We start from the raw sequence: 21,514 nt of genomic DNA, 5'->3' as shown, positions 1-21,514 counted from the left end.
CCGCGCTTTCCCATATTGCGGTCAGAGGCCCGAAATGAACGATAAACCGCTGCCGCTGGAAGAAATGAACACCCGCTCGCGCGAGGTGTTCCGCCTTGTCGTCGAATCCTATCTGGATACGGGCGCGCCGGTGGGCTCGCGCACCCTGACCCGCGCCATGTCCGAGAAGGTCAGCGCCGCGACTGTGCGCAATGTCATGCAGGATCTGGAATATATGGGCCTGCTCGGTTCGCCCCATATCAGCGCGGGGCGCGTGCCGACGCAGGCTGGGCTGCGGCTGTTCGTCGACGGGTTGATGGAAGTCTCGGACCTGACGGGCGATGACCGGCAAAAGCTGGACGCCACCTTGACTGGCGACGGCGATGTAACCTCGGCGCTTGATCGGGTCTCGGCGGCGCTATCGGGGGTGACACGCGGGGCCAGCGTGGTCTTGACGCCCAAGACCGAAACGGCCGCGATCCGCCAGATTGACTTCGTCTCGCTGTCGCCCGAACGCGCGCTGGTGGTGCTGGTGTTTACCGATGGGCATGTCGAAAACCGCCTGTTCACCCCGCCCGCGGGGCTGACGCCTTCGGCCATGCGCGAGGCGGCCAATATGCTAAACGCCACCGTCGGGGGGAAAACGTTGGCCGATCTGGCCGCCGGCGTTGCAACCGAAATCGACGCGCGCCGACGCGAGATTGATACCCTGGCCAGCACGCTGGTGCAGGCGGGGCTGGCGGCTTGGGTGCAGGAGCCGGGCGAGAAAACCGGCCGCCTGATTGTGCGCGGCGCCGGAAACCTGCTGGCTGATTCCGATGCTGCGGTCGATCTGGAACGGATCCGCACCCTGTTCGACGACCTCGAGCGTAAAAGTGACATCGCGGAATTCCTCGATTTGGCGCGAACTGGCGAAGGTGTGCGCATTTTCATTGGCTCCGAGAACAAGCTTTTCTCTTTGACGGGTTCCTCTTTGGTGCTGTCTCCCTATATGAACGCTGACCGTAAGATTGTTGGCGCCATCGGCGTCATCGGCCCTACCCGTTTAAACTATGGTCGGATCATTCCGATCGTCGACTATACCGCGCAACTAATTGGCAAGCTGATTGCCGAGCGTAGCTGAGGATTGAAAATGCAGGACGACAACAAGGACCTCCAGTCACTGGACGAAATGCTGGAAGAAGCCGAAGCGGCCGAACAGGACGCCGAGGATCTGGCCACCGTCTTGGAAGCCACCCGCGCCGAGCGGGACGAGCTGAAGGATCGCTTGCTGCGCGCGTTCGCCGACAGTGAAAACATGCGCAAGCGCGCCGACCGCGACCGCCGCGAGGCCGAAAACTACGGTGGATCGAAGCTGGCCCGCGACATGTTGCCCGTCTACGACAACCTGACCCGCGCGCTGGAAGCGATCACCGAGGAACAACGCGAGGCCCATGCCGCGTTGATCGAAGGGATTGATCTGACGATGCGCGAACTGGTCGCCGTTTTTGCGCGTCATGGCATTCAGCAGATTGCCCCGCAAGCCGGTGACAAGTTCGACCCGCAGCAGCACGAGGCGATGTTCGAAGCCCCTGTCCCCGGCACCAAGGCAGGCGACATCATTCAGGTGATGCAGGTCGGCTTCATGCTGCACGACCGTTTGCTGCGCGCGGCGAAGGTTGGGGTGTCCTCGACCCCGGCGTAAATACGAAAGGCCCGCCGCACTGGCGGGCCTTTTTGCTTCAGGACCAGCTATCCAGCACGTCTTGCGCAGTTTGGAACTGCGTGTCGCCTTCGGTCGCGTAATAGGCGCGGAAGTAGTCCAGACCGGCTTGGTGTGCGGCAGGCGTCAGCGCATCAAGGCAATCGGTCACCCAGACCAGATTGAACCCGCGTTGAAACGCGTCGCCCGATGTGTGGCGGCAGCAGCAATCGGTGTGCAGCCCCGTGATATACAGTGTATCAATCCCCCGCGCGCGCAGAACGCTTTCCATATTCGTGCACTGGAACCCGCTGTAGGTTGTCTTCGGGAAGTTCAAATCCCCCGGCTGCACGGCAAGATCATCGACGATCTCGGCCCATTTGGTGCCCTTCATCGCGTGGGGCGGCCATTTGCGCAGCTCCAGATCGTCGTCGGTGTGCTCATCCGAGGAATAGAGCACAGTCGCGCCTTTGGCGCGGGCGCCCTCGATCAGGGCTTTCAGGTGGGGCACGATCGCCTTGGCGCGGGCGATGTATTCGGGGCCGCCGCTATCGGCGATGGTGCCGCCGGGTTCGATGAAGTCGCGGGCGACATCAACCAGAATGATTGCGGATTTTTTGGGGTCGGCCATGGGGTCCTAGCTTGTCAGTTTCCGCGCGCCTAAGTGGCATGCTGCGGATGATGGCGGACGCTAGACCTGTCGGGGTTGATCTGCAACAACAGTCGCGACGCGGCGGCTGTATGCGATATTAGTTGATTTATATCATATACTTATCGTTTATGCGGACGCCCCCCGTGTTTCACGTGGAACGCCCGCTGCTCGTTTAGCGCAGCATTGCCTGCAGTTCATAGATTATATCCAGCGCCGCGCGGGGTGTCAGCTCATCCGCGCTGATTGTCTTTAACCGCTCCTCGATCTGCGATGGTGCGGCTTTGGCAACCGGTGTAGGCGGCGCAGCAGCGAAGAGTGGTAGGTCGTCGATCAGCGCCTTGGGTTTCCCCGATTCCCTCTCGCCCGCCTCTAGCGTTTCCAGCACCGCACGGGCGCGCGCGACGACCGACGCCGGAAGGCCGGCCAATCGCGCCACTTGCACGCCATAGCTGCGGTCGGCGGTGCCCATGCGCACCTCGTGCAGGAAAATCACATCGCCTTCCCACTCGCGGACGGCGACGGTAGCGTTTGCGACGCCATCCAGCCGCTGCGCCAGCTGGGCCATTTCGTGGTAATGGGTGGCAAAAATCGCGCGGCAGCGGTTGGCTTGGTGCAGGTGTTCCAGTGTGGCCCACGCAATCGACAGGCCGTCGTAGGTTGCCGTTCCGCGCCCGATTTCATCCAGCACCACCAGCGCGCGGTCGTCAGCTTGGTTCAAAATGGCAGCAGTTTCAACCATTTCCACCATAAATGTCGATCGCCCACGCGCCAAATCATCGGATGCGCCGACGCGACTGAAGATCTGGCTGACCACGCCGATATGCGCCGATTGTGCGGGAACATAGCTGCCCATCTGGGCCAATATGGCAATCAGCGCGTTTTGGCGCAGGAAGGTTGATTTACCCGCCATGTTGGGGCCGGTCAGCAGCCAGATGGAATCTTGGCTTAGGTCGCAGTCGTTTGCGATGAACGGCTGCCCTGCCTTACGCAGCGCTTGTTCGACAACGGGATGCCGCCCGCCCGCGATTGTAAAGGCGCGGGTGTCGTCCACTTGCGGGGCAGTCCAGTCGTGGGCCAGCGCCAGATCGGCCAAGGCACAGGCAAGGTCAATTTCGGCCAGCGCGGCAGCCATTGCGCCGATGGGGCCGGATTCCGCCAGAATTGCGGCGCGGAAGCTGTCGAAAAAGCGCTTTTCCAGCGCCAGTGCGTGGCCGCCTGCGTTCAAGATGCGGGTTTCCAGCTCGGATAGCTCTAGCGTGGTGAAGCGGATCTGGTTGGCGGTGGTCTGGCGGTGGATGAAGCTTTCCGACAGCGGCGGCGCCAGCATCTTTTCGGCGTGGGTCGAGGTGGTCTCGATGAAATATCCCAACACGTTATTATGCTTGATGCGCAGGCTGCTGACGCCGGTCATGTCCACGTATCGGGCCTGCAAGGTGGCCACGACGCCGCGCCCCTCGTCGCGCAGGCGGCGCGTCTCGTCCAATTCACTGTCATAGCCTTGGGCGACAAAGCCACCGTCGCGGGCCAACAGGGGCGGCTCGGCCACCAAACCTGCATCCAGCAGCGCCAAAAGATCGTCCAGCCCCTGCAGCCCCGAAAATGCCGCCGCAAGGCTGGACGGCAGGTCATCGGGGGCAAGCTCAGCCAGCGTTGCCGCGGTGGCAATCGTGTTGCGAATGGCGGTCATATCGCGCGGTCCGCCCCGTTCCAGCGCAAGACGCGACAGCGCGCGGTCCATGTCGTGCACGCTGGACAGGTGGCGGCGCAGCGTGTCAGCCAAGGCGCGGTTGGCTAGCAGATAGCCAATTGTGTCGAGTCGCCCCTGAATGGTCGGCAAATGGCGCGAAGGGGCGGACAAGCGCCGTTCCAGCAGACGCGCGCCGGCGGCCGTTTGTGTGCGGTCAATCGCATCCAGCAAGGACCCTGCCCGCCCACCGCCGCTGGCTTGGGTCAGCTCTAACGATTTGCGCGTGGTTGCGTCGATCTGCATCAGGGTGTTCAACCCCTCGCGCACGGGCGGGCGGATCAGCGGCAGCTTGCCCTTTTGCGTGATGGCGATGTAGTCGGCGATCGCGCCCATGGCCGATATTTCAACACGGCTGAATGCGCCGAACGCGTCCAGCGCCGCAACATTATATAGATCGCACAGACGCTTGGCGGCATTCGTGCTATCAAACGATGCGCGCCCCAGTGTGGTCACAGTGACACCCGAGGCCTGCACGACACCGTCATCCTGCCCCTCGGGCAGTAGCACTTCGCGGGGGGAAAGGCGGGCCAGTTCCGGCCCCAAACGCACAGGCGGGCATTCCATCACGCTAAGGGCACCGGTCGAGATATCGACCCAGGCCAAGGCCCCCTCGCCGCGCACTTCGCTGTAGGCAGCCAGATAGTTGTGACGGCGCGCCTCTAATAAGCTGTCCTCTGTCAGGGTGCCGGGGGTGACAAGGCGCACGACGGCGCGGTGCACGACCGATTTCGACCCGCGCTTTTTCGCCTCGGCGGGGTCTTCCATCTGTTCGGCCACGGCAACGCGGAACCCCTTGCGGATCAGCGTCAGCAGGTAACCTTCGGCCGCGTGAACCGGCACGCCGCACATCGGGATGTCTTCGCCCGCGTGCTTGCCGCGTTTGGTCAGCGCGATGTCCAACGCGCTGGCGGCGGCCAAAGCGTCGTCAAAGAACATCTCGTAAAAGTCGCCCATGCGGTAGAACAGCAGCGCTTCGGGGTTTTCCGCCTTGATGGTCAGGTATTGGGCCATCATCGGGGTTGCGCCATCGGGTGCCGCGTTCTCGCTCATTTCATGCTCCGCTGCCAGTCAGGGCGCAGTTATGCGGGATTTTGGGGCGGGCTGCCAGACGTATCGCGCCACCTTGCCCAACGCCCCCCCTTCGCACTAGAGAGGACGCAACGCACCGGAGGGGTTTAGCACAATGACGATCTGGAATCTGGGGTCGATCAACATCGACAACACCTATGCCATGCACCACATCGTTGCCCCGGGCGAAACGCTGGCCGCGACCGAGCTGCTGACGGGCCTTGGTGGCAAAGGCGCGAACATGTCGGTCGCCATGGTGCGCGCTGGGGCAAAAGTCGCCCATATTGGCGCCGTGGGGCGTGATTTGGACTGGCCCGTCGCGCGGTTGGCTGAATATGGCGTTGATACCGGCTTTATTGCATCCAGCGATGTGGCCACGGGACATGCGATCATCACAGTCGACCGCGCGGGCGAAAACGCCATTATCGTCTACCCCGGCGCTAATGTTGTCGTCCCGATCGAGGCGGTGAAGGCCGCCTTGGGCGAGGCGCGCCCGGGCGATAAGTTGGTGATGCAGAACGAAACCAACCTGCAAGCCGAAACCGCCCGCCTTGCGCACGAGGCCGGCCTGTGGGTCGCCTATGCCGCCGCGCCCTTCAGCGCCGAAAGCGTCGCCGCCGTTTTGCCTTACATCGACTTCCTGATCTTGAACGAGATCGAGGCTGCGCAACTGCAGGACGCGACCGGCAAAGCGCCCGACCAGCTGGGCGTGCGCGATGTTGTGGTGACCTTGGGGGGCGATGGTGCCGCGTGGTATGACGGCGCGAACGCCCAAAAGCACGTCTTCCCGGCGGTTAAAGTGACCCCCGTCGACACCACCGGCGCGGGCGATACAGTGACAGGGTATATTCTGGCAGGCTTGGATAATGGCCTCTCGATGCCCGAGGCGATCACCCTTGCCATGAAGGCGGGCGCGTTGATGGTGACGCGCCACGGCACGGCAGATGTCATCCCGCAACTGGGCGAAGTTCAGGCATTTCAGCCCTGATCCCTTGCAGATCGGGTAAAATCGGCGCCTGATGAGGAAAACAACAGGTGAGCCTATGCCCGATCTACCCGAGAAAAAGCCATACGTTTCGACCCATAAGGCCGAGGAAGACCCCCGAAACGAAACGCTGCTGTATTATGTGAACGGCCGTATCGTGCCACGCAGCGAAGCCGTTGTATCCATTTATGATTCCGGCTTCATGCTGGGCGACGGCGTATGGGAGGGGATGCGCCTTTACGACGGTAAATGGGCCTTTATCGACGAGCATATGGAGCGTCTGTTCGAGGCCGCAAAAGCCATCGATATGGACATCGGCATGACGCGCGATCAGGTCAAGCAGGCTGTATTCGACACGCAAGCCGCCAATGACATGACGACCGATGTGCATTGCCGCCTGATGGTCACGCGCGGGGTGAAAACCCGCCCCTTCCAAAACCCGCGCCTGTCGCAACAAGGCCCGACCGTCGCGATCATTATGGAGCATTCGAAGCCCTCGATCCCGCGCCCGATCCGTCTGGCGACAGTGCCCCATTTGCGCGGCCTGCCGATGACGCAAGACCCCAAGCTGAATTCGCATTCCAAGCTGAACTGCATTTTGGCCTGCATCGCAGCCGACAAGGCGGGCGCGGACGAAGCGCTGATGCTGGACATCCATGGCTTTGTAAATACGACGAATTCCTGCAATTTCTTCATCGTCAAAAAAGGCGAGGTTTGGACCAGCACAGGCGATTACTGCATGAACGGCATCACGCGCCGCAAGGTGATCGACGTGTGCCGCGCGGCCGGCATCCCCGTGCACGAACGCAATTTCTCGCTGGTCGACACCTATGTCGCGGACGAGGCGTTTTTGACCGGAACCTTTGGCGCACAGACACCCATCGGCACCATCGACGGCCGCCAAATCGGCGCGGGCGAGATGGGCCCCGTCACACTGCGTATCCGCGCGCTCTACAAAGAACTGGTGGCCCGCGCATGACCAAACGCATTGCCATGTGGTCGGGGCCGCGCAACCTGTCGACCGCGATGATGTATTCCTTTGGTGCGCGCGGTGACTGCGCTGTCTGGGACGAACCGTTCTATGCCGCCTATCTGAAAGCGACCGGCATCGACCATCCGATGCGCGATGAAATCATCGCCGCACATGATGCCGACCCGGGTAGTGTCGCCGTGGCATGTCGCGGGGCGACCCCAGATGGGCAGCCTATTTTCTACCAAAAACACATGACGCTGCATATGATCGACGGGTTCGACCGCAGCTTTATGCGCGATTGCACCAATGTCTTCCTGATCCGCCACCCTGCCCGCGTCGTCGCCAGCTATGCCAAAAAGCGCGAAGGGCCGACGCTGGACGACATCGGTTTTGTGCAGCAAGAACAATTGTTTGATGAAGTCTCGGGTTGGATGGGCACCTTGCCCGTTGTGATCGACAGCGACGACATCCGCGCCAATCCCGAAGGGATGCTGCGGGCGCTATGCGCGGCGATCGATATTCCCTTTACCCCCAATATGCTACGCTGGCCCGCGGGCGGGCATGCGTCCGACGGGGTATGGGCGCCGCATTGGTACGGGGCTGTGCACCGCTCGACCGGATTCGAGGCGCCCGAGGGGCCGCTGCCTGCCCTATCGGACGGCTATCAGGCCTTGGCCGATCGCGCCCTGCCCTATTACCAGCGGTTAGCGGCACTGCGCTTGAAACCTTAGGCCTTGCAGCTGGGGCATGCCTCTTATGCAAAACTGTCTGTCGTTGTGTGCAAATGCATACCGTATACGGGGACTACGGACGGACGAAGGAGATGCACCATGACGGACGCCCCCAAATCGATGAAACCTGACGCCAAACAACCCGCAAACACCGCCCCCAAGGCCCAATCGGCCAAGGATGACTGCGATGCGGCTGAAAAAGCATTGGCTCAAATGTACGGCTATTTTTCGCGCGCGGCCTAAAGCTGCATAAGCGCTGGCTGCGATGGTGCAGCCCGTAAGAATAAAGGCCGGGGGAAGCCCCGGCCTTCTGTGTTTTTACTTCTTGACGCGCGCGTTGCGGTTCGCAACCAGCTTCAGGCGCAGGGCGTTCAGGTGAATGAAACCTGCCGCGTCTTTTTGGTCGTAAGCACCGGCGTCTTCTTCGAAGGTGACGTGCTTTTCGCTATACAGCGAATAATCCGACCAGCGGGCAATCGTACGGGCCGAACCCTTATATAGTTTCAGGCGGACAGTGCCCGACACATATTCTTGGGTGTGGTCGATCAGCGCCTGCAGGGCCTCACGCTCGGGGCTGAACCAGAAACCGTTGTAGATCAGCTCGGCGTAGCGGGGCATGATGCTGTCTTTCAGGTGGCCTGCACCCGAATCCAGCGTGATCTGTTCAATACCGCGGTGGGCTTCCAGCAAGATGGTGCCGCCGGGGGTTTCGTAAACGCCGCGCGACTTCATACCGACGAAGCGGTTTTCAACGAAGTCCAGCAGGCCGATGCCATGCTTGGCGCCGTATTCGTTGAGCTTGGTCAGGATGGTCGCGGGCGACATGGCTTCGCCATTGATCGCTACGGCATCGCCCTTTTCGAAGGTCACTTCGATGAATTCGGGCGTGTTGGGGGCATCTTCCACGGCGACAATGCGCTGTGCGACGTAATCGGGTGCTTCCTCGGCGGGGTTCTCGAGGATTTTGCCTTCGGACGACGTGTGCAGCAGGTTCGCATCAACCGAGAACGGCGCTTCGCCGCGCTTGTCCTTGGCGATCGGGATTTGGTTTTCCTCGGCAAAGGCCAGCAGTTGCGTACGCGACAGCAGGTCCCACTCGCGCCACGGCGCGATCACGCGGATCGACGGGTCAAGGGCGGCAACACCCAGTTCGAAACGAACTTGGTCGTTACCCTTGCCGGTCGCGCCGTGGGCCACGGCATCGGCGCCGGTGGCTTGGGCGATTTCAACCAGCTTTTGCGAGATCAGCGGACGCGCGATCGACGTGCCCAGTAGGTACAACCCTTCGTAAACCGCATTGGCGCGGAACATCGGGAACACGAAGTCGCGCACGAATTCTTCGCGCAGATCGACGATGTGGATGTTTTCTTCCTTGATGCCCAACAGCAGCGCCTTTTGGCGTGCGGGCTCCAGCTCTTCGCCTTGGCCGAGGTCGGCGGTGAAGGTGACAACCTCACAACCATATTCGGTTTGCAGCCACTTGAGGATGATCGAAGTATCGAGGCCGCCGGAATAGGCGAGCACGACCTTCTTGGGTGCGGGCTTGGGTGCGGACATTGCGGGCTCCGTCGGATTTACGTTTTGCTGACGGGTCTAGGGCGTTTTTTGCAAGGCCACAAGGGCAGTCCTATGGACTGGGGCCTACGGGCCGGATATTGGGTGACGCATGAGCACCTTTGTTGAAAACGCCCGCGCCGCCACGGCTGCCCTGCGCGATCTCTTCCCCGAGACGCCGCTGCAGCGGAATGATTTTCTGTCCCAGCGTTACGATGCCGATATTTGGCTGAAGCGCGAAGACCTGACGCCGGTGCGCAGCTACAAGATTCGTGGCGCTTTCACCGCCATGCGCATGGTGCTGGCCCGCACGCCCGAGCAATCGCATTTCGTCTGCGCCAGCGCGGGCAACCACGCGCAGGGGCTAGCCTTTGCGTGCAAGCATTTTGGCGTCAAAGGCACGATTTTCATGCCAGTGACCACGCCGCAGCAAAAAATTGAAAAGACCCGTGCCTTTGGGGGCGATAATGTTCAAATCCGGCTGATCGGCGATTATTTCGACCAGTCGCTTGCTGCTGCCCAAAAGTTCTGTGCCGATGAGGATGCCTATTTTCTGGCCCCTTATGACGATATTGACGTGATCTTGGGCCAATCAACCGTCGCGGCCGAGGTGGTGGATCAACTGGGCCGCGCGCCTGATGTCATGTTGGTGCCCGTTGGTGGCGGCGGTTTGGCGGCTGGAACCACCAGCTATATGCGTGCGATGAAAGCCGACACCAGCTTCCGCTTTGTCGAGCCGACCGGCGCTGCCAGTCTCACCGCAGCCGTTGCCGAACATGGGCCCGTCACGCTGAACAAGGTGGACGGCTTTGTCGACGGCGCGGCGGTGGCGCGTATCGGGCGGCACAATTTTGATGCGCTTGATTGGGTCAGCGCGGGTTCCGTCTTGCGCGTCCCCGAAGACCGCCTTTGCGCGACCATGGTCGAGGTGCTGAACATCGAAGGTATCGTGCTGGAACCTGCGGGTGCCCTGTCGATCGACGCCTTGCAGGATGTGGCCGACCAGATTCGCGGCAAGACCGTCGTCTGCGTTATTTCGGGCGGAAACTTCGATTTCGAACGTCTGCCCGAGGTCAAGGAACGGGCGCAGCGCTATCGCGGGTTGAAGAAATACTTCATCCTGCGGCTACCCCAACGCCCGGGCGCATTGCGCGACTTCCTGATGATGCTGGGCCCTGACGATGATGTGTCGCGGTTCGAATACCTGAAAAAGAATGCCCGCAACTTCGGGACGATCCTGCTGGGCCTGGAAACCACCAAGCGCGAGAATTTCGATATCTTGCTCAAGCGGATGACCGAAGGCGGCTTTGGCTATCAGGACATAACCGAAAACGAAATGCTGACCAGCTTCCTGCTGTAGAGGGACACCATGGCGATGGATGCGGGCTTTAGCCGCCAGATTATGAAACAGAGCATCGGTCTGATGACCCGCAACTGGAAACAGGCCTTGGCCGTTTCGGTCGGGCCCATTGTGATCGGTGTCGTGGCCGTTTTCGCGCTGATGTACGCGTCGGGGCTGGATATTGGGACCTTGGCGCAGCTGTCGCGCGGCAATGCGGATGCGGCCGCTGTTCCGGCGCTGGCGTCGCTGGCACTGCTGGCAGCTTTGGCGGTGGTTGTCGCCATATCGGCATGGATCGCGGTGGCGTGGCACCGCTTTATCCTGCGCGAGGAATACCCCGGCCTGCTACCCAGCGTGCAGGGCAAGCTGCTCGGCAGCTATGTGCTGCGCACGATGGTGATGTCGCTGGTGCTAGTTCTGGTGATCTTTGTCGCCAACCTGTTTGTCGGGTTGATCATGGCGGGTTTGGCGACATTCCTGCCGGGACTTTTGGTCGGCAGCCTGGGCGGGTTTGTTCTGGGGCTGATCTTTACGTGGGTTTGGCTGCGCATCGGCCTTGTGTTGCCCGCCGCAGCGGTCGGCCAAAAGATGAGCATGCTGGAAAGCTGGCGCATCACCAAGCCGCTGGCCGAGCAGGTCTTGGTGATCTCGGCCATGTTCATGGCGATCAACATTGCGCTGGAACTGGTGCTGTCGCTGTTTGCAGGCTTCGCCATTTTCAGCCTGGTCATCAGCCTGTGCACAGCATGGTTCATGATGATGCTGGGCCTGTGCCTGCCCACCACCCTTTATGGCGTCATGATCGAGGGGCGCGAGCTGCCCCGCGACTGATTACAGCAGGCGGCGCAGCAAGGCGCGCTCGCCGCTGTTGTCCAGCATCTCGACGGCGTTCGACAGATGCATCCAGACGGCGGAATGGCCCGGCTCGCTGGGCGGGGCCACTTGGCGGACGGGGCGCGCCAGGTAAAGCGTGCACAGCTTTTCGGCCCACAGGTCATATTCGGGCATGTAGCAAAAGCGCCGATAAGCCCCCAGCCGCCGCGCGCCGGTGACCAGCCACCCCGTTTCCTCGCGCACTTCGCGCAGCAGGCCCTGCGTCGGGCTTTCGCCCGCCTCGATCCCGCCGCCGGGCAGTTGAAATTCAGGCTCGGGGTCGGCTTGGAACGTGGTCAGGATGCTGTCGCCCTGCAAAATCACGGCATAGGCCCCGGGGCGCAAACGGTAGCGAATATCGGGGCGCGGGGTTTCGCCATAACGGGGGATCATCGCATACCTCTTTAAGAACCTGCTTTCACGTCCTATATGATCGCAGCAATGCAATCCGTCCAGTTGAGGATTTGAAATGACCCAAGGCACCCAAACCGCCTGGGACGATACGGTTTTGCCGTTCCAGCTTGACCTTGCCGATGTGCGTGGTCGGGTGGCTCGGCTTGACGGCGTCCTGCAAGATGTGCTGCGCCAGCACAATTACCCCGCCCCGATCGAGGCGCTGGTGGCCGAGGCTGTCGTTCTGACGGCGCTGATCGGTCAAACCATTGACCTGCGTTGGAAGCTGTCGATCCAAGTGCGGGGCGATGGCCCTGCGCGGATCATCGCGACCGATTATTACGGCCCGACCGAAGACGGCCAACCCGCGCGTATTCGCGGCTACGCCAGCTTCGACCCTGACCGTCTGGACATGGAGGCCGACCCCTTCACCCAGATCGGCGAAAAGGGTTATTTCGCGATCCTGATCGATCAGGGCGAGGGCACGCAACCGTATTCGGGCATCACCAGCCTGACCGGTGGGTCGCTGGCGGCCTGTGCCGAGGCGTATTTTGCGCAGTCCGAACAGCTGCCGACACGTTTCGCGCTGTCCTATGGTCGCTCGAACGAGCCGGGCCGCGGCGAGCGGTGGCGTGCGGGTGGCATCATGCTGCAGCACATGCCCAAGGCATCGCCCCTGCGCAAACCCGCCGAGGGCGAGTTCAAGGTCACGCCGATCAACGTCGACGTGCTGGAAGATGGCGAGAACTGGGCGCGGGCGAACATCTTGCTCGATACCGTCGAGGATATGGAGCTGATCGGGCCGAACGTGACCTCGACCAGCCTGCTGGCGCGTTTGTTCCACGAGGAAGAGCCGCGCATCTTCGACACCCAAAACGTGGTGTTCGGCTGCTCGTGCTCGGAAGACAAGGTGCGTCAGTCGCTGTCGATCTATTCGCAGAAAGACATCGCCCATATGATCACGCCCGAAGGCACGGTCACGGCGGACTGCCAGTTCTGTGGTGCGCACTATGTCCTCGACCCCGAAACGGTCGGGTTCAAAGGTGACAAACCGCCAGGTTTCTGAAACCCTAGCCCCGCGCGAAACCTATCGCGCGGGGCTTTTCCATAGGTTTGATAGATGCGGATCGAGGCTGACTGGCTGGGTCACCCTGCCCTTGCCGCGCTGATGCAGGCGCTGGCCGATGCTGGCTTTCGGGCATGGTTTGTGGGCGGCTGCGTGCGAAATGCGCTGATTGGCGGCGGCCCGACCGATGTCGACATGGCCACAGATGCCTCGCCGCTGGCGGCCAAGGCCGCGCTGTCGGCTTTTCGCACCATCGACACCGGCATCGACCACGGCACCATTACCGTGCTGACGGATGCCGGCCCGATCGAGGTCACGACCCTGCGCCGCGATGTGGAAACCGATGGCCGCCACGCAGTGGTCGCCTTTGGCACATCGCTGGCAGATGATGCCGCGCGGCGTGATTTTACCATGAATGCCCTTTACGCTGACTTGGATGGCACCGTGACCGATCTGGTGGGCGGCGTGGCCGATGCGCAGGTGCACCATGTGCGCTTTATTGGCGACGCCCCTGCCCGCATCCGCGAAGATTACCTGCGTATCCTGCGCTTCTTCCGGTTTCACGCGTGGTATGGCGAGGCGGGCGCGATTGATCTGGATGGCCTATCGGCCTGCGCTGAACTGGCCGACGGGATCGAGGGCCTCTCGCGCGAGCGGATCGGGGCGGAGATGCGCAAGCTGTTGTCTGCCCCCGACCCCGCCCCCGCCGTGGCGGCGATGGCGCAGGCGGGCGTGCTGTGGCGCATCTTGCCGGGCGCGGGTTTGGGTGTGCTGACCGCGCTGGTGCATGTCGAGGGGTTGATGGGCCTTGGCCCCGACCCGATGCGCCGCCTTGCCGCTTTGGGCGGCGAAGATGCCGTCACCCAACTGCGCCTGTCCAAAGCCGAACAGCGTCGCCTTGCACACCTGACCGACGGCCTGTCACTGGACGAGGCCGCCTATCGGCACGGGGCCGATTTGGCGCTGGATGCGGCGGCTTTGGCCTATGCCACCTTGTCGCAAACGCCGCCCGATGGGCTGTCCGCGCGTGCGGCATGGGCCAGCACACAGGTTTTCCCGTTGCGCGCAGCGGATTTGCCGCTATCAGGCCCAGACTTGGGCGCGGCGCTAAAAGCCGCCGAACGCCGCTGGATCGCTTCCGGCTTTACACTGACAAAAGACGCATTGAAGGGCTGATCATGGCTGTAGTCGAGGCACTGACACATCACGCGATGGGGCGCTTGGATGACGGCACGCTGGTGCCGCGCGTTCTGCCGGGTGAGGAGGTCGAGGTGACGGCCGACGGCTCGGCGCGGATCATCACTCCCTCGCCCCGCCGCGTCGCGCCGGTGTGTCGCCATTTCAAAACCTGCGGTGGCTGCGCCATGCAGCACGCCGATGATAATTTCGTTGCCGCGTGGAAGATGGATATCGTGGCCCGCGCCCTTTCCGGCCAAGGTCTGACTGGCGAAATCGCAGGCATCCTGACCTCGCCCGCCCGCAGCCGACGCCGCGCCAAGTTCACGGGGCGTCGCGGCAAATCCGGTGGGCAGGTCGGCTTCAAGGCGCGCGGGTCGGACATTCTGGTCGAGGTGCCCGACTGCCAGTTGATCGCGCCCGAACTGGCGGCGCTGATCCCTGCGCTGGCCGATGTTGCGAACCTTGCCGCCTCGCGCAAGGCCGAGGCGGGCTTGCTGGTCACTACATCGCAAGCCGGTGCGGATCTGCAGGTCGAGAGCGAGCGCGATCTGACCCCGCAGTTGGTGGGCGAGCTGGCACAGATTGCAGAACGCGCGGGTTTTGCGCGAATCACTTGGGGGGACGAAACCGCCGTGCTGCGTGCGCCGCCCATTCAGATGATGGGCCCTGCCCCCGTCGTGCCGCCGCCCGGTGCCTTTTTGCAGGCAACCCCGCAGGGCGAGGCTGACCTGCTGGCGCAGGTGCGCGCCGCCGTGGGGGATGCCCGCCGCGTGGTCGACCTGTTCGCAGGATCGGGCACCTTTACCCTGCCCCTGTCCGCCACGACCGAGGTTCACGCGGTTGAGGGTGTCGCCCCGATGATCGAGGCGCTGATGCGCGGCTGGCGTGCCGCGGGCGGCCTGCGCAAAGTGACGGGCGAAGTTCGCGATCTATTTCGTAACCCCTTGTTGCCGATTGATTTGAAAGGGTTCGATGCTGCCATTATCGACCCGCCCCGCGCGGGGGCCGAGGCGCAGATTCGCCAGCTAGCACAGTCGGACATTCCGGTAATCGCGATGGTATCGTGCAACCCCGTTACCTTTGCCCGTGATGCGCGTATTTTGCTGGATGCAGGCTATGTCATGGCACCCATCTGGGTGGTCGATCAATTCCGCTGGTCTGCCCATGTCGAGCTGGTGACCCGTTTCACAAGGGCGTGAAATGCACGCCGGTGAAATCGTCCCACTTTGCAGCTGCTTTGCCCTGCGCTATTGAGAGAAAAAACGTGGCAAACGCCACCTGGCAGTGACGAGCAGGACAGTGACAGATTTTACCCGACGTGCGCTGCTAGGCGGCGCAGCTCTATCGATGGCAGCTGCTGTGGCGGGCTGTGGTCGGCCGCAGGCAACCGTTGTTGCCCCCGACCCCAATACGCCGGTAACGCACTTGCTGGCTTATAAGAGTAGCCGTAGCTTGTATTTGATGCGCAACGATACGGTCGTGCGCAGCTATAATGTCGGATTGGGATTCCAGCCGGTCGGCCACAAGCAATTTGAAGGCGACGGTAAAACGCCAGAAGGCACCTATGTGATGGACCGCCGCAATCCGCGTAGCGCCTACCACCTGTCGGTCGGCATTTCTTACCCCAACCCGAATGACCGCCTGTATGCCGCCGAACATGGCCGCAGCCCCGGCGGCGACATCTTTATCCACGGCACGCCGCAGGAATTCGTCGGCAAAGGCGACTGGACCGTCGGTTGCTTCGCCGTATCAAACGCCGAGATCGAAGAGATCTACCGCCTTGTCCCCATGGGGGCGCGGATCCATATTTTCGCTTAAAATAAAAGGAATTGCCCGCGATTAGCGGGCAATCACCATCGTCCACCAGATCTTGCCGGCATCCTCTTGCAGCCATGCCACGCCCATGCGGGTCGCGCTGGGGTCCAAGATCACGTCGCGGATGTCGGGGTCTTCCATCCACACGGACAGGGTCTGCATTTCGTTCTCGTAGGATTCCGAAATAGCTTCGCCGATCAGCTGGCCGCTGTAGCCCACGCGACGCAACCGGTCGAGCGGCGACGAGCCGTCCGAGCCGAAGTGCCACGGGCGGTTCTGGATCGCCATGTCGCGCGAATGGGTCGCGGCGGCGGCGTTCAGCTGCGCATCCAGTTGCACGGCGGGCACACCGCGCGCGGCGCGCAGGGTATTCACACCATCCAACATGCGGAACGGGATGGCAGCAGCGTCTTGGCTGTTGATTCGATAGACGGTCGGCAGGGGCAGGCCGTCGGGCCCGATCCGCGCGCGCGTGTTACCTGTCGCACAGGCAGCCACGGTCGAAAGTAGGATCGCAGAAAGAACGGCGCGGCGCAGCATTGTCTATCCCCTTGGATGTGTTGCCCCCCTCATAGCTGTTTCGGTGTTGCGCTTCAAACGCGATCGCTAGATTTGACATTTGTGTGAATTGCGGGAAAGCGATCTGGGCTTTATTTGCAAGGCAAACGCGTCATCCTTGAAGGGGGCATAACGATGTCGGAAGACACGAGCAGGCTGAACCGTCGCGGCTTTATCGCTGCGGGTGCAACACTGGTGGGGGCTGGTCTGGCATCGCCCGCGCTGGCGCAGATGGTGGGCACCACCCAAATGGAATCGCAGATTTCGCAATCGGTGCAGCGCAATATCTCGGCGTTCCACATGCGTGACTGGCGCCCGTATTTCACCGACCTGCGCAACGGCGCCATCCTGTGCGATCTCGACTCGCGCGCCGTGCATTTCTGGTCCGAGGACGAGAGCATCTATCGCCTCTATCCGTCGTCCGTGCCGCTGGATGAAGAACTGACCCGCCGTGGCCGAACGCAAGTTATTGAAAAACGTGAAAACCCGACATGGCGTCCGACCCCCTCGATGCGCCAGCGCAACCCCGAATGGCCCGAAGTCGTGCCCGGTGGTGACCCGATGAACCCCTTGGGGATTCGTGCGCTTTACCTGTCGTGGCAGTATTACCGCATCCACGGCACGCATGACACGCGCAAGATCGGCCGCCCGTCGTCGAACGGATGCGTTGGTCTTTATAATGAACACATCATCGAGCTGTATAACTACGCCAAGAACGGCACACAGGTTTACGTGCTTTAAAAACGAAAACGCCGGCCCCGAAGGCCGGCGTTTTTTTACATGTGGGTGGGGTTAGGCCCAGCCTTCCAAGCTGTTCTTGATCATCCGCGTCAGCACAGCGACATGGTCGGGCCGCGCGTTCAGGCAGGGGATGTAGGTGAAAACCTCGCCGCCGGCATGTTCGAACGCCTCGCAGATCTCGCCGTTGATTTCTTCCAGCGTCTCGATGCAGTCGGCCGAAAACGCGGGCGAGCATATGGCGATGTTCTTCTTGCCCGCTTTCGCCAGCTCGGCGACATGTTCCACGGTATAGGGCTTCAGCCATTCCTCGGGGCCGAACCGCGACTGGAACGTGGTGATCAGGCGGTCTTCTTCCCAGCCCAGTTCGGCCAGCAGCAGGCGCGATGTTTCCATGCATTGGCTGCGGTAGGGGTCGCCCATGCGGATGTAGCGTTCGGGCATACCGTGATAGGTGCAGACCAGCAGGTCAGGTTCGGTCCCCGATGCTGCTATGCCTTCGCGGATGGAATTGGCCAAGCTGGCGATATAGTCGGGCTGGTGGAAATAGGGCTCGACCGTGCGGATGGCGGGCTGCTTGAACATCTTTTGCGCCGCTTCGAACAGCTTGTCGTTGGCGGTCGCGGTCGTCGCGGTTGAAAACTGCGGATACAGCGGGAAGAACACGATGCGGTCGCAGCCGGCGTCGACCATTTCCTTCAGCTTGTCGGGGGTCGACGGGTTGCCATAGCGCATGCAGAAATCAACCAGAACACGGTCGCCGAACTGTTCCTGAATCAACGCGCGGATGGCGTCGGTCTGGTCGCGCGTGATGGTGCGCAGCGGGCTTTCGTCGCGTTCCTTGTCCCAGATCAACTTGTAGTTGGCGCCCGTGGCATAGGGGCGGCGCGACAGGATGATCAGCTGCAAAAGCGGCTGCCACAGCCATGCCGGATAGTCGATGACGCGCTTGTCCGACAGGAATTCGTTCAGATAGCGGCGTACCGACCAGTAATCGGTCGCGTCGGGTGTTCCAAGATTGGCGATCAACACGCCGATTTTGCTATCGCCTTCGGTCATGGTCTGCATCTCATCTCATGTCTCTTGCAATGGGGGTTCAGTCAGCCATTTTGGGGGCAACGTCAACCTCGGGCTGGGGCGGCGTGGGCAGAACCGCGGAAAGGTGATGGGTGGCGCTGCCCGGGCGCAGCGGTTTGGGTTGGCTGGGCGCTGGTGCCCAACCGGTCAGGAATACGACATCAAAGGTCGATTGGATCTTTCCATCCACGCTGAAGCGATCGTCCATAATAGCCGCAGCCTGCAAGAACATGGCGCGCGGGGTGGGGCGGCGCAAGCGGGCGGCAAGGGCGTTTTGTTCCCCCATGCCGCGCAGATCGGCAGCCAGTGCGAAAAGATGCGGGTGCGACACGGTAAAAGGAATGCTGTCGGCAACGGGCAGGGCAAAGCCCGCGCGCTGCAGCAGTGCGCCTAAATCGCGGATCTCGCCCATCGGCAGGACGCGCGGCGACAACCCGCCCGATATGGCCACCTCGGCCTCGGCCAGCGCGGCGCGCAGTTCGGCCAGAGTTTGGCCGCCGAACAGCGGCGCCAGCAGCAGCCCGTCGGGGCGCAGGGCACGCTGGGCCTGCACCAGCATCCCGACCGGATCGTTCGCCCAGTGCAGCACCATATCAAGGACGATCAGGTCGTAGCCATGTTCGGGCAGGGCAAGCGTATCGCTGGGGGCGGCGTGGGGCATGTCGGGCCACAGGTCTGGAAATGCGGTCACGACCAGCGGCGCCGTAAAGGTTCTGTTAACCATCAATAGCCTCTCCTGCACCTCGTCGCGGATCACCTCGCGCAGGAATAGCGCGGGGCGGCGGCGGGCGCGGGCGTGGTGCAGGTGCAAGGCGGCTTGGTCGGTCAATCGTTCCATGGGGGCAGCTTAGCCAAAGGGGGCAGGCGATGCAAAAGGCGATGATGCAGTTGCGCGCGGTTGTTTATCCGCCGACGTGCTTGGGCTGCGGTGCGCGCGTGCAGGCCGATTTTGCGTTGTGCGGCCCATGCTGGGCGCGCGCACATTTTATCACAGGGGCGGCCTGCGATTGCTGTGGTCTGGCCTTGCCGGGGCAGGGCGCGGGCGATCAGCGCTTGCTATGCGATGATTGTTTGCACGCGCCGCCGCCATGGGGGCAGGGTGTAGCGCTGCTGGGGTATCGCGATCTGGCCAAGCAGTTGGTGCTGCAAATGAAGCATGCCGACCGCACCGATCTGGCGCGCGGGATGGCGATTTGGATGGCACGCAAGGCGGGCCCGCTGGTGCAGGGGGCGTTACTTGTGCCCGTGCCGCTGCATTGGACGCGCCTGATCCGGCGGCGCTACAATCAGGCCGCTTTGCTGGCGCAGGGCGTTGCACGTGAAACTGGGGCCGATGTCGCGGTGGATGCGTTGATCCGCCCGCACCGCACCCGCCCGCTGGAAGGGCACAGCCGCGCGCAGCGCTTTGCCGCGATGGAGGGGGCGATCTGCCCTCATCCGCGCCGCGGTGGGGTGATGCAGGGGCGCCACGTTGTGTTGGTCGATGACGTGATGACCAGCGGCGCAACCTTTGCGGCCGCAACGCAGGCCGCCCTGCTGGCGGGTGCCGCGCGGGTGTCGGTGCTGGCTCTGGCCCGCGTTGCAAAATTGGGGTAAACTAGCGGCAATATCTATTGTGGAGGCCAGCATGAAACCGGTCGAAATCTACACCACCCCCACCTGCGGCTACTGCGCAGCGGCCAAAAGCCTGTTGCAACGCAAAGGCGTCAGCTATGCCGAGGTCGACGTTTCCGGGAACCCCGATCTGCGCGCCGCTATGGTGCAGCGGGCAGGCGGCAGCCGCACAGTGCCGCAGATTTTTATCGGTGGTCAACATGTTGGCGGTTGCGACGATCTATACGCGCTGGATAGCGCAGGCAAGCTCGACCCGCTGCTGCAGGGATGAGCGGCGAAAGCGACGACCTCGGCATCGTGCTGTTTTCCGAGATCTTGATGTTGGAGCAGCTGGTCTCGACCGCGCTGGGCAGGGCCCTGCCGCGCGGGATGGAATTGTCGCATTTTTCCGTCCTGAACCATTTGGCCAACACAGGGGGCGAGAAAACGCCCGCCCAACTGGCGCGGATTTTTCACCTGACCAAAGGCGCGATGACGAACACACTGCGCAAATTGGAATGGGCAGGCTGGGTACACATCCGCCCCGATTGGGACGATGCGCGGCGCAAGCTGGTGGCGATCAGTCCCGCAGGGCGCGCCGCCCGCGATGCTGCGGTAGCGGCGCTGGGCCCGCTGGTGGCCGATGCGGCAGCCTCGGTCGGGGGGGCGCAGGTGCGCGCCACGCTGCCGGTGCTGCGCGCGCTGCGCCAAAAGCTGGCGCAGGCCGATACGGCCGATCAGGCCTGAGGGCGCACTGAGGCGGTGACGTAGTTCACCGATAGGTCGCGGGCAGACAGGCTCCACCCCCATGTGATTGGGTTGAAGACCATGCCGGTGCGGTCGATCGCCCGCAGGCGGGCACCGGCCAGCAGGTCGTAAAGCTCGTTCGGGGTGATGAAACGCGACCAGTCGTGCGTGCCCTTGGGCAGCCAGCGCATGATATGTTCGGCCCCGACAATCGCCATGGCGAAGCTTTTGGGGTTGCGGTTTAGCGTCGAGCATATGTGCAGCCCACCCGGCACCAGCAGATCGTGGCAGGCGATCAGGAAGGCTTGCGGGTCGGCGACATGCTCGATCACCTCCATGTTCAGCACGACATCGAAGGCCTCACCCGCAGCGGCCAGCGCCTCGGCGGTGCCAAGGCGATAGTCGATCTGCAGCCCCATTTGCTCGGCGTGCACACGCGCCACGGGAATGTTGCGCGGGGCGGCATCAACCCCCACCACAGTCGCGCCCAAGCGGGCCATCGGTTCGGATAGCAAGCCCCCGCCGCAGCCGATATCCAGCAGGCGCAGCCCATCAAACGGGCGGTCAGTGGTCAGGTCGCGCCCGAAATGGGCGGCGATCTGGCGCGTGATGTAATCCAGCCGGCAGGGGTTCAGCATGTGCAGCGGTTTGAATTTACCGCTCGGATCCCACCATTCGGCGGCCATCGCCTCGAATTTGGCGACTTCTGCGGGGTCGATGGTGGAATTGGTCTCGGACATTTGAATTTCCGCTCTGGCAAGTG

At 62.4% G+C, this 21,514-nt stretch carries 24 protein-coding genes; 16 read left to right on the top strand and 8 right to left on the bottom strand.

The genetic code is table 11. The features are described from left to right. Positions 1-34 precede the first annotated feature (34 nt). On the top strand, positions 35-1,102 hold the full coding sequence (hrcA, locus tag BVG79_RS11635) for a heat-inducible transcriptional repressor HrcA (RefSeq protein WP_085787050.1): 1,068 nt from the start codon (positions 35-37) through the stop codon (positions 1,100-1,102). 9 nt (positions 1,103-1,111) lie between these two features. Next, the gene (locus BVG79_RS11630) at positions 1,112-1,663 is read left to right on the top strand and encodes a nucleotide exchange factor GrpE (RefSeq protein WP_085787049.1); all 552 of its coding nucleotides are present in this window, start codon (positions 1,112-1,114) and stop codon (positions 1,661-1,663) included. Between the two features lie 37 nt (positions 1,664-1,700). Here the strand turns inward: BVG79_RS11630 and BVG79_RS11625 are convergent, their stop codons facing one another. Continuing rightward, entirely contained in the window at positions 1,701-2,291 is a 591-nt protein-coding gene (locus tag BVG79_RS11625) for a cysteine hydrolase family protein (protein WP_085787048.1), read from the bottom strand. Positions 2,292-2,484: 193 nt separating this feature from the next. After that, positions 2,485-5,109, bottom strand: coding sequence for a DNA mismatch repair protein MutS (gene mutS, locus BVG79_RS11620; protein WP_085787047.1), 2,625 nt, complete (start codon positions 5,107-5,109; stop codon positions 2,485-2,487). Between the two features lie 133 nt (positions 5,110-5,242). On the opposite strand from mutS, the gene BVG79_RS11615 reads away from it, so the two are divergent. From BVG79_RS11615 to BVG79_RS13680, 4 genes are all read left to right on the top strand, one after another. Continuing rightward, a complete protein-coding gene (locus tag BVG79_RS11615) occupies positions 5,243-6,115 on the top strand; it encodes a ribokinase (protein ID WP_085787046.1) in 873 nt (290 codons plus the stop codon). 55 nt (positions 6,116-6,170) lie between these two features. Continuing rightward, a complete protein-coding gene (locus BVG79_RS11610) occupies positions 6,171-7,091 on the top strand; it encodes a D-amino acid aminotransferase (protein WP_085787045.1) in 921 nt (306 codons plus the stop codon). After that, complete coding sequence (locus tag BVG79_RS11605) at positions 7,088-7,816, top strand: sulfotransferase-like domain-containing protein (protein WP_472382586.1); 729 nt, start codon at positions 7,088-7,090, stop codon at positions 7,814-7,816. The genes BVG79_RS11610 and BVG79_RS11605 overlap by 4 nt, the downstream gene beginning before the upstream one ends. A 99-nt stretch (positions 7,817-7,915) precedes the next feature. After that, positions 7,916-8,059 carry a hypothetical protein gene (locus BVG79_RS13680; RefSeq protein ID WP_198167852.1) on the top strand — a complete coding sequence of 48 codons (144 nt, stop codon included), beginning with the start codon at positions 7,916-7,918 and terminating at the stop codon, positions 8,057-8,059. Between the two features lie 75 nt (positions 8,060-8,134). Here BVG79_RS13680 and BVG79_RS11600 read toward each other — a convergent pair whose 3' ends face one another. Next, the gene (locus BVG79_RS11600; protein ID WP_085787044.1) at positions 8,135-9,373 is read right to left on the bottom strand and encodes an argininosuccinate synthase; all 1,239 of its coding nucleotides are present in this window, start codon (positions 9,371-9,373) and stop codon (positions 8,135-8,137) included. Positions 9,374-9,482: 109 nt separating this feature from the next. Here BVG79_RS11600 and ilvA point away from each other — a divergent pair, with 109 nt between their 5' ends. Together ilvA and BVG79_RS11590 are read left to right on the top strand one after the other, a co-directional pair. Then, positions 9,483-10,730, top strand: a complete 1,248-nt coding sequence (gene ilvA, locus BVG79_RS11595; RefSeq protein ID WP_085787043.1) for a threonine ammonia-lyase IlvA — start codon at positions 9,483-9,485, stop codon at positions 10,728-10,730. 42 nt (positions 10,731-10,772) lie between these two features. Continuing rightward, complete coding sequence (locus tag BVG79_RS11590; protein ID WP_217622878.1) at positions 10,773-11,543, top strand: hypothetical protein; 771 nt, start codon at positions 10,773-10,775, stop codon at positions 11,541-11,543. On the opposite strand, the gene BVG79_RS11585 is transcribed toward BVG79_RS11590, so the two are convergent. Next, a complete protein-coding gene (locus BVG79_RS11585) occupies positions 11,544-11,978 on the bottom strand; it encodes an NUDIX domain-containing protein (protein ID WP_085787041.1) in 435 nt (144 codons plus the stop codon). It abuts the gene before it with no gap. Positions 11,979-12,054: 76 nt separating this feature from the next. Between BVG79_RS11585 and hslO the strand changes: the two genes are divergently transcribed. The 4 genes from hslO (at position 12,055) to BVG79_RS11565 (ending at position 16,041) form a co-directional block, all read left to right on the top strand. Next, positions 12,055-13,044, top strand: a complete 990-nt coding sequence (gene hslO / locus BVG79_RS11580) for an Hsp33 family molecular chaperone HslO (protein WP_085787040.1) — start codon at positions 12,055-12,057, stop codon at positions 13,042-13,044. 54 nt (positions 13,045-13,098) lie between these two features. Beyond that, on the top strand, positions 13,099-14,220 hold the full coding sequence (locus BVG79_RS11575) for a CCA tRNA nucleotidyltransferase (protein ID WP_085787039.1): 1,122 nt from the start codon (positions 13,099-13,101) through the stop codon (positions 14,218-14,220). Positions 14,221-14,222: 2 nt separating this feature from the next. Continuing rightward, on the top strand, positions 14,223-15,422 hold the full coding sequence (locus BVG79_RS11570; RefSeq protein ID WP_085787038.1) for a class I SAM-dependent RNA methyltransferase: 1,200 nt from the start codon (positions 14,223-14,225) through the stop codon (positions 15,420-15,422). 148 nt (positions 15,423-15,570) lie between these two features. Then, positions 15,571-16,041, top strand: coding sequence for a L,D-transpeptidase family protein (locus BVG79_RS11565; RefSeq protein ID WP_085787037.1), 471 nt, complete (start codon positions 15,571-15,573; stop codon positions 16,039-16,041). A 21-nt stretch (positions 16,042-16,062) separates the two neighbouring features. Here BVG79_RS11565 and dalA read toward each other — a convergent pair whose 3' ends face one another. Further along, entirely contained in the window at positions 16,063-16,578 is a 516-nt protein-coding gene (dalA, locus tag BVG79_RS11560; RefSeq protein WP_085787036.1) for a divisome-associated lipoprotein DalA, read from the bottom strand. Between the two features lie 153 nt (positions 16,579-16,731). Between dalA and BVG79_RS11555 the strand changes: the two genes are divergently transcribed. Continuing rightward, complete coding sequence (locus BVG79_RS11555) at positions 16,732-17,337, top strand: L,D-transpeptidase (RefSeq protein ID WP_085787380.1); 606 nt, start codon at positions 16,732-16,734, stop codon at positions 17,335-17,337. Between the two features lie 51 nt (positions 17,338-17,388). Here BVG79_RS11555 and hemH read toward each other — a convergent pair whose 3' ends face one another. Further along, positions 17,389-18,402 carry a ferrochelatase gene (hemH, locus tag BVG79_RS11550; RefSeq protein ID WP_085787035.1) on the bottom strand — a complete coding sequence of 338 codons (1,014 nt, stop codon included), beginning with the start codon at positions 18,400-18,402 and terminating at the stop codon, positions 17,389-17,391. A gap of 28 nt (positions 18,403-18,430) precedes the next feature. Continuing rightward, on the bottom strand, positions 18,431-19,249 hold the full coding sequence (locus BVG79_RS11545) for a methyltransferase domain-containing protein (protein WP_085787034.1): 819 nt from the start codon (positions 19,247-19,249) through the stop codon (positions 18,431-18,433). A 29-nt stretch (positions 19,250-19,278) separates the two neighbouring features. On the opposite strand from BVG79_RS11545, the gene BVG79_RS11540 reads away from it, so the two are divergent. From BVG79_RS11540 to BVG79_RS11530, 3 genes are read left to right on the top strand one after another with little or no spacing between them, the layout of a single operon-like run. Continuing rightward, positions 19,279-20,007: a ComF family protein gene (locus BVG79_RS11540; protein ID WP_085787033.1), complete on the top strand. Its 729-nt coding sequence runs from the start codon at positions 19,279-19,281 to the stop codon at positions 20,005-20,007. 31 nt (positions 20,008-20,038) lie between these two features. After that, positions 20,039-20,296 (top strand): glutaredoxin 3, encoded by a 258-nt coding sequence (gene grxC / locus BVG79_RS11535; protein ID WP_085787032.1) that lies wholly within the window; start codon positions 20,039-20,041, stop codon positions 20,294-20,296. Beyond that, positions 20,293-20,751 carry a MarR family winged helix-turn-helix transcriptional regulator gene (locus tag BVG79_RS11530; RefSeq protein ID WP_085787031.1) on the top strand — a complete coding sequence of 153 codons (459 nt, stop codon included), beginning with the start codon at positions 20,293-20,295 and terminating at the stop codon, positions 20,749-20,751. Before grxC ends, BVG79_RS11530 begins: the two co-directional genes overlap by 4 nt. Here BVG79_RS11530 and ubiG read toward each other — a convergent pair. Then, a complete protein-coding gene (ubiG, locus tag BVG79_RS11525; RefSeq protein WP_085787030.1) occupies positions 20,742-21,491 on the bottom strand; it encodes a bifunctional 2-polyprenyl-6-hydroxyphenol methylase/3-demethylubiquinol 3-O-methyltransferase UbiG in 750 nt (249 codons plus the stop codon). The two genes, BVG79_RS11530 and ubiG, sit on opposite strands and share 10 nt — an antisense overlap. Positions 21,492-21,514: the final 23 nt, after the last annotated feature.

The organism is Ketogulonicigenium robustum (assembly GCF_002117445.1).
Classification (GTDB): domain Bacteria; phylum Pseudomonadota; class Alphaproteobacteria; order Rhodobacterales; family Rhodobacteraceae; genus Ketogulonicigenium; species Ketogulonicigenium robustum.
The sequence above is the reverse complement of the archived record's forward strand: the minus strand, read 5'-3'. Positions and strand labels throughout refer to the sequence as shown.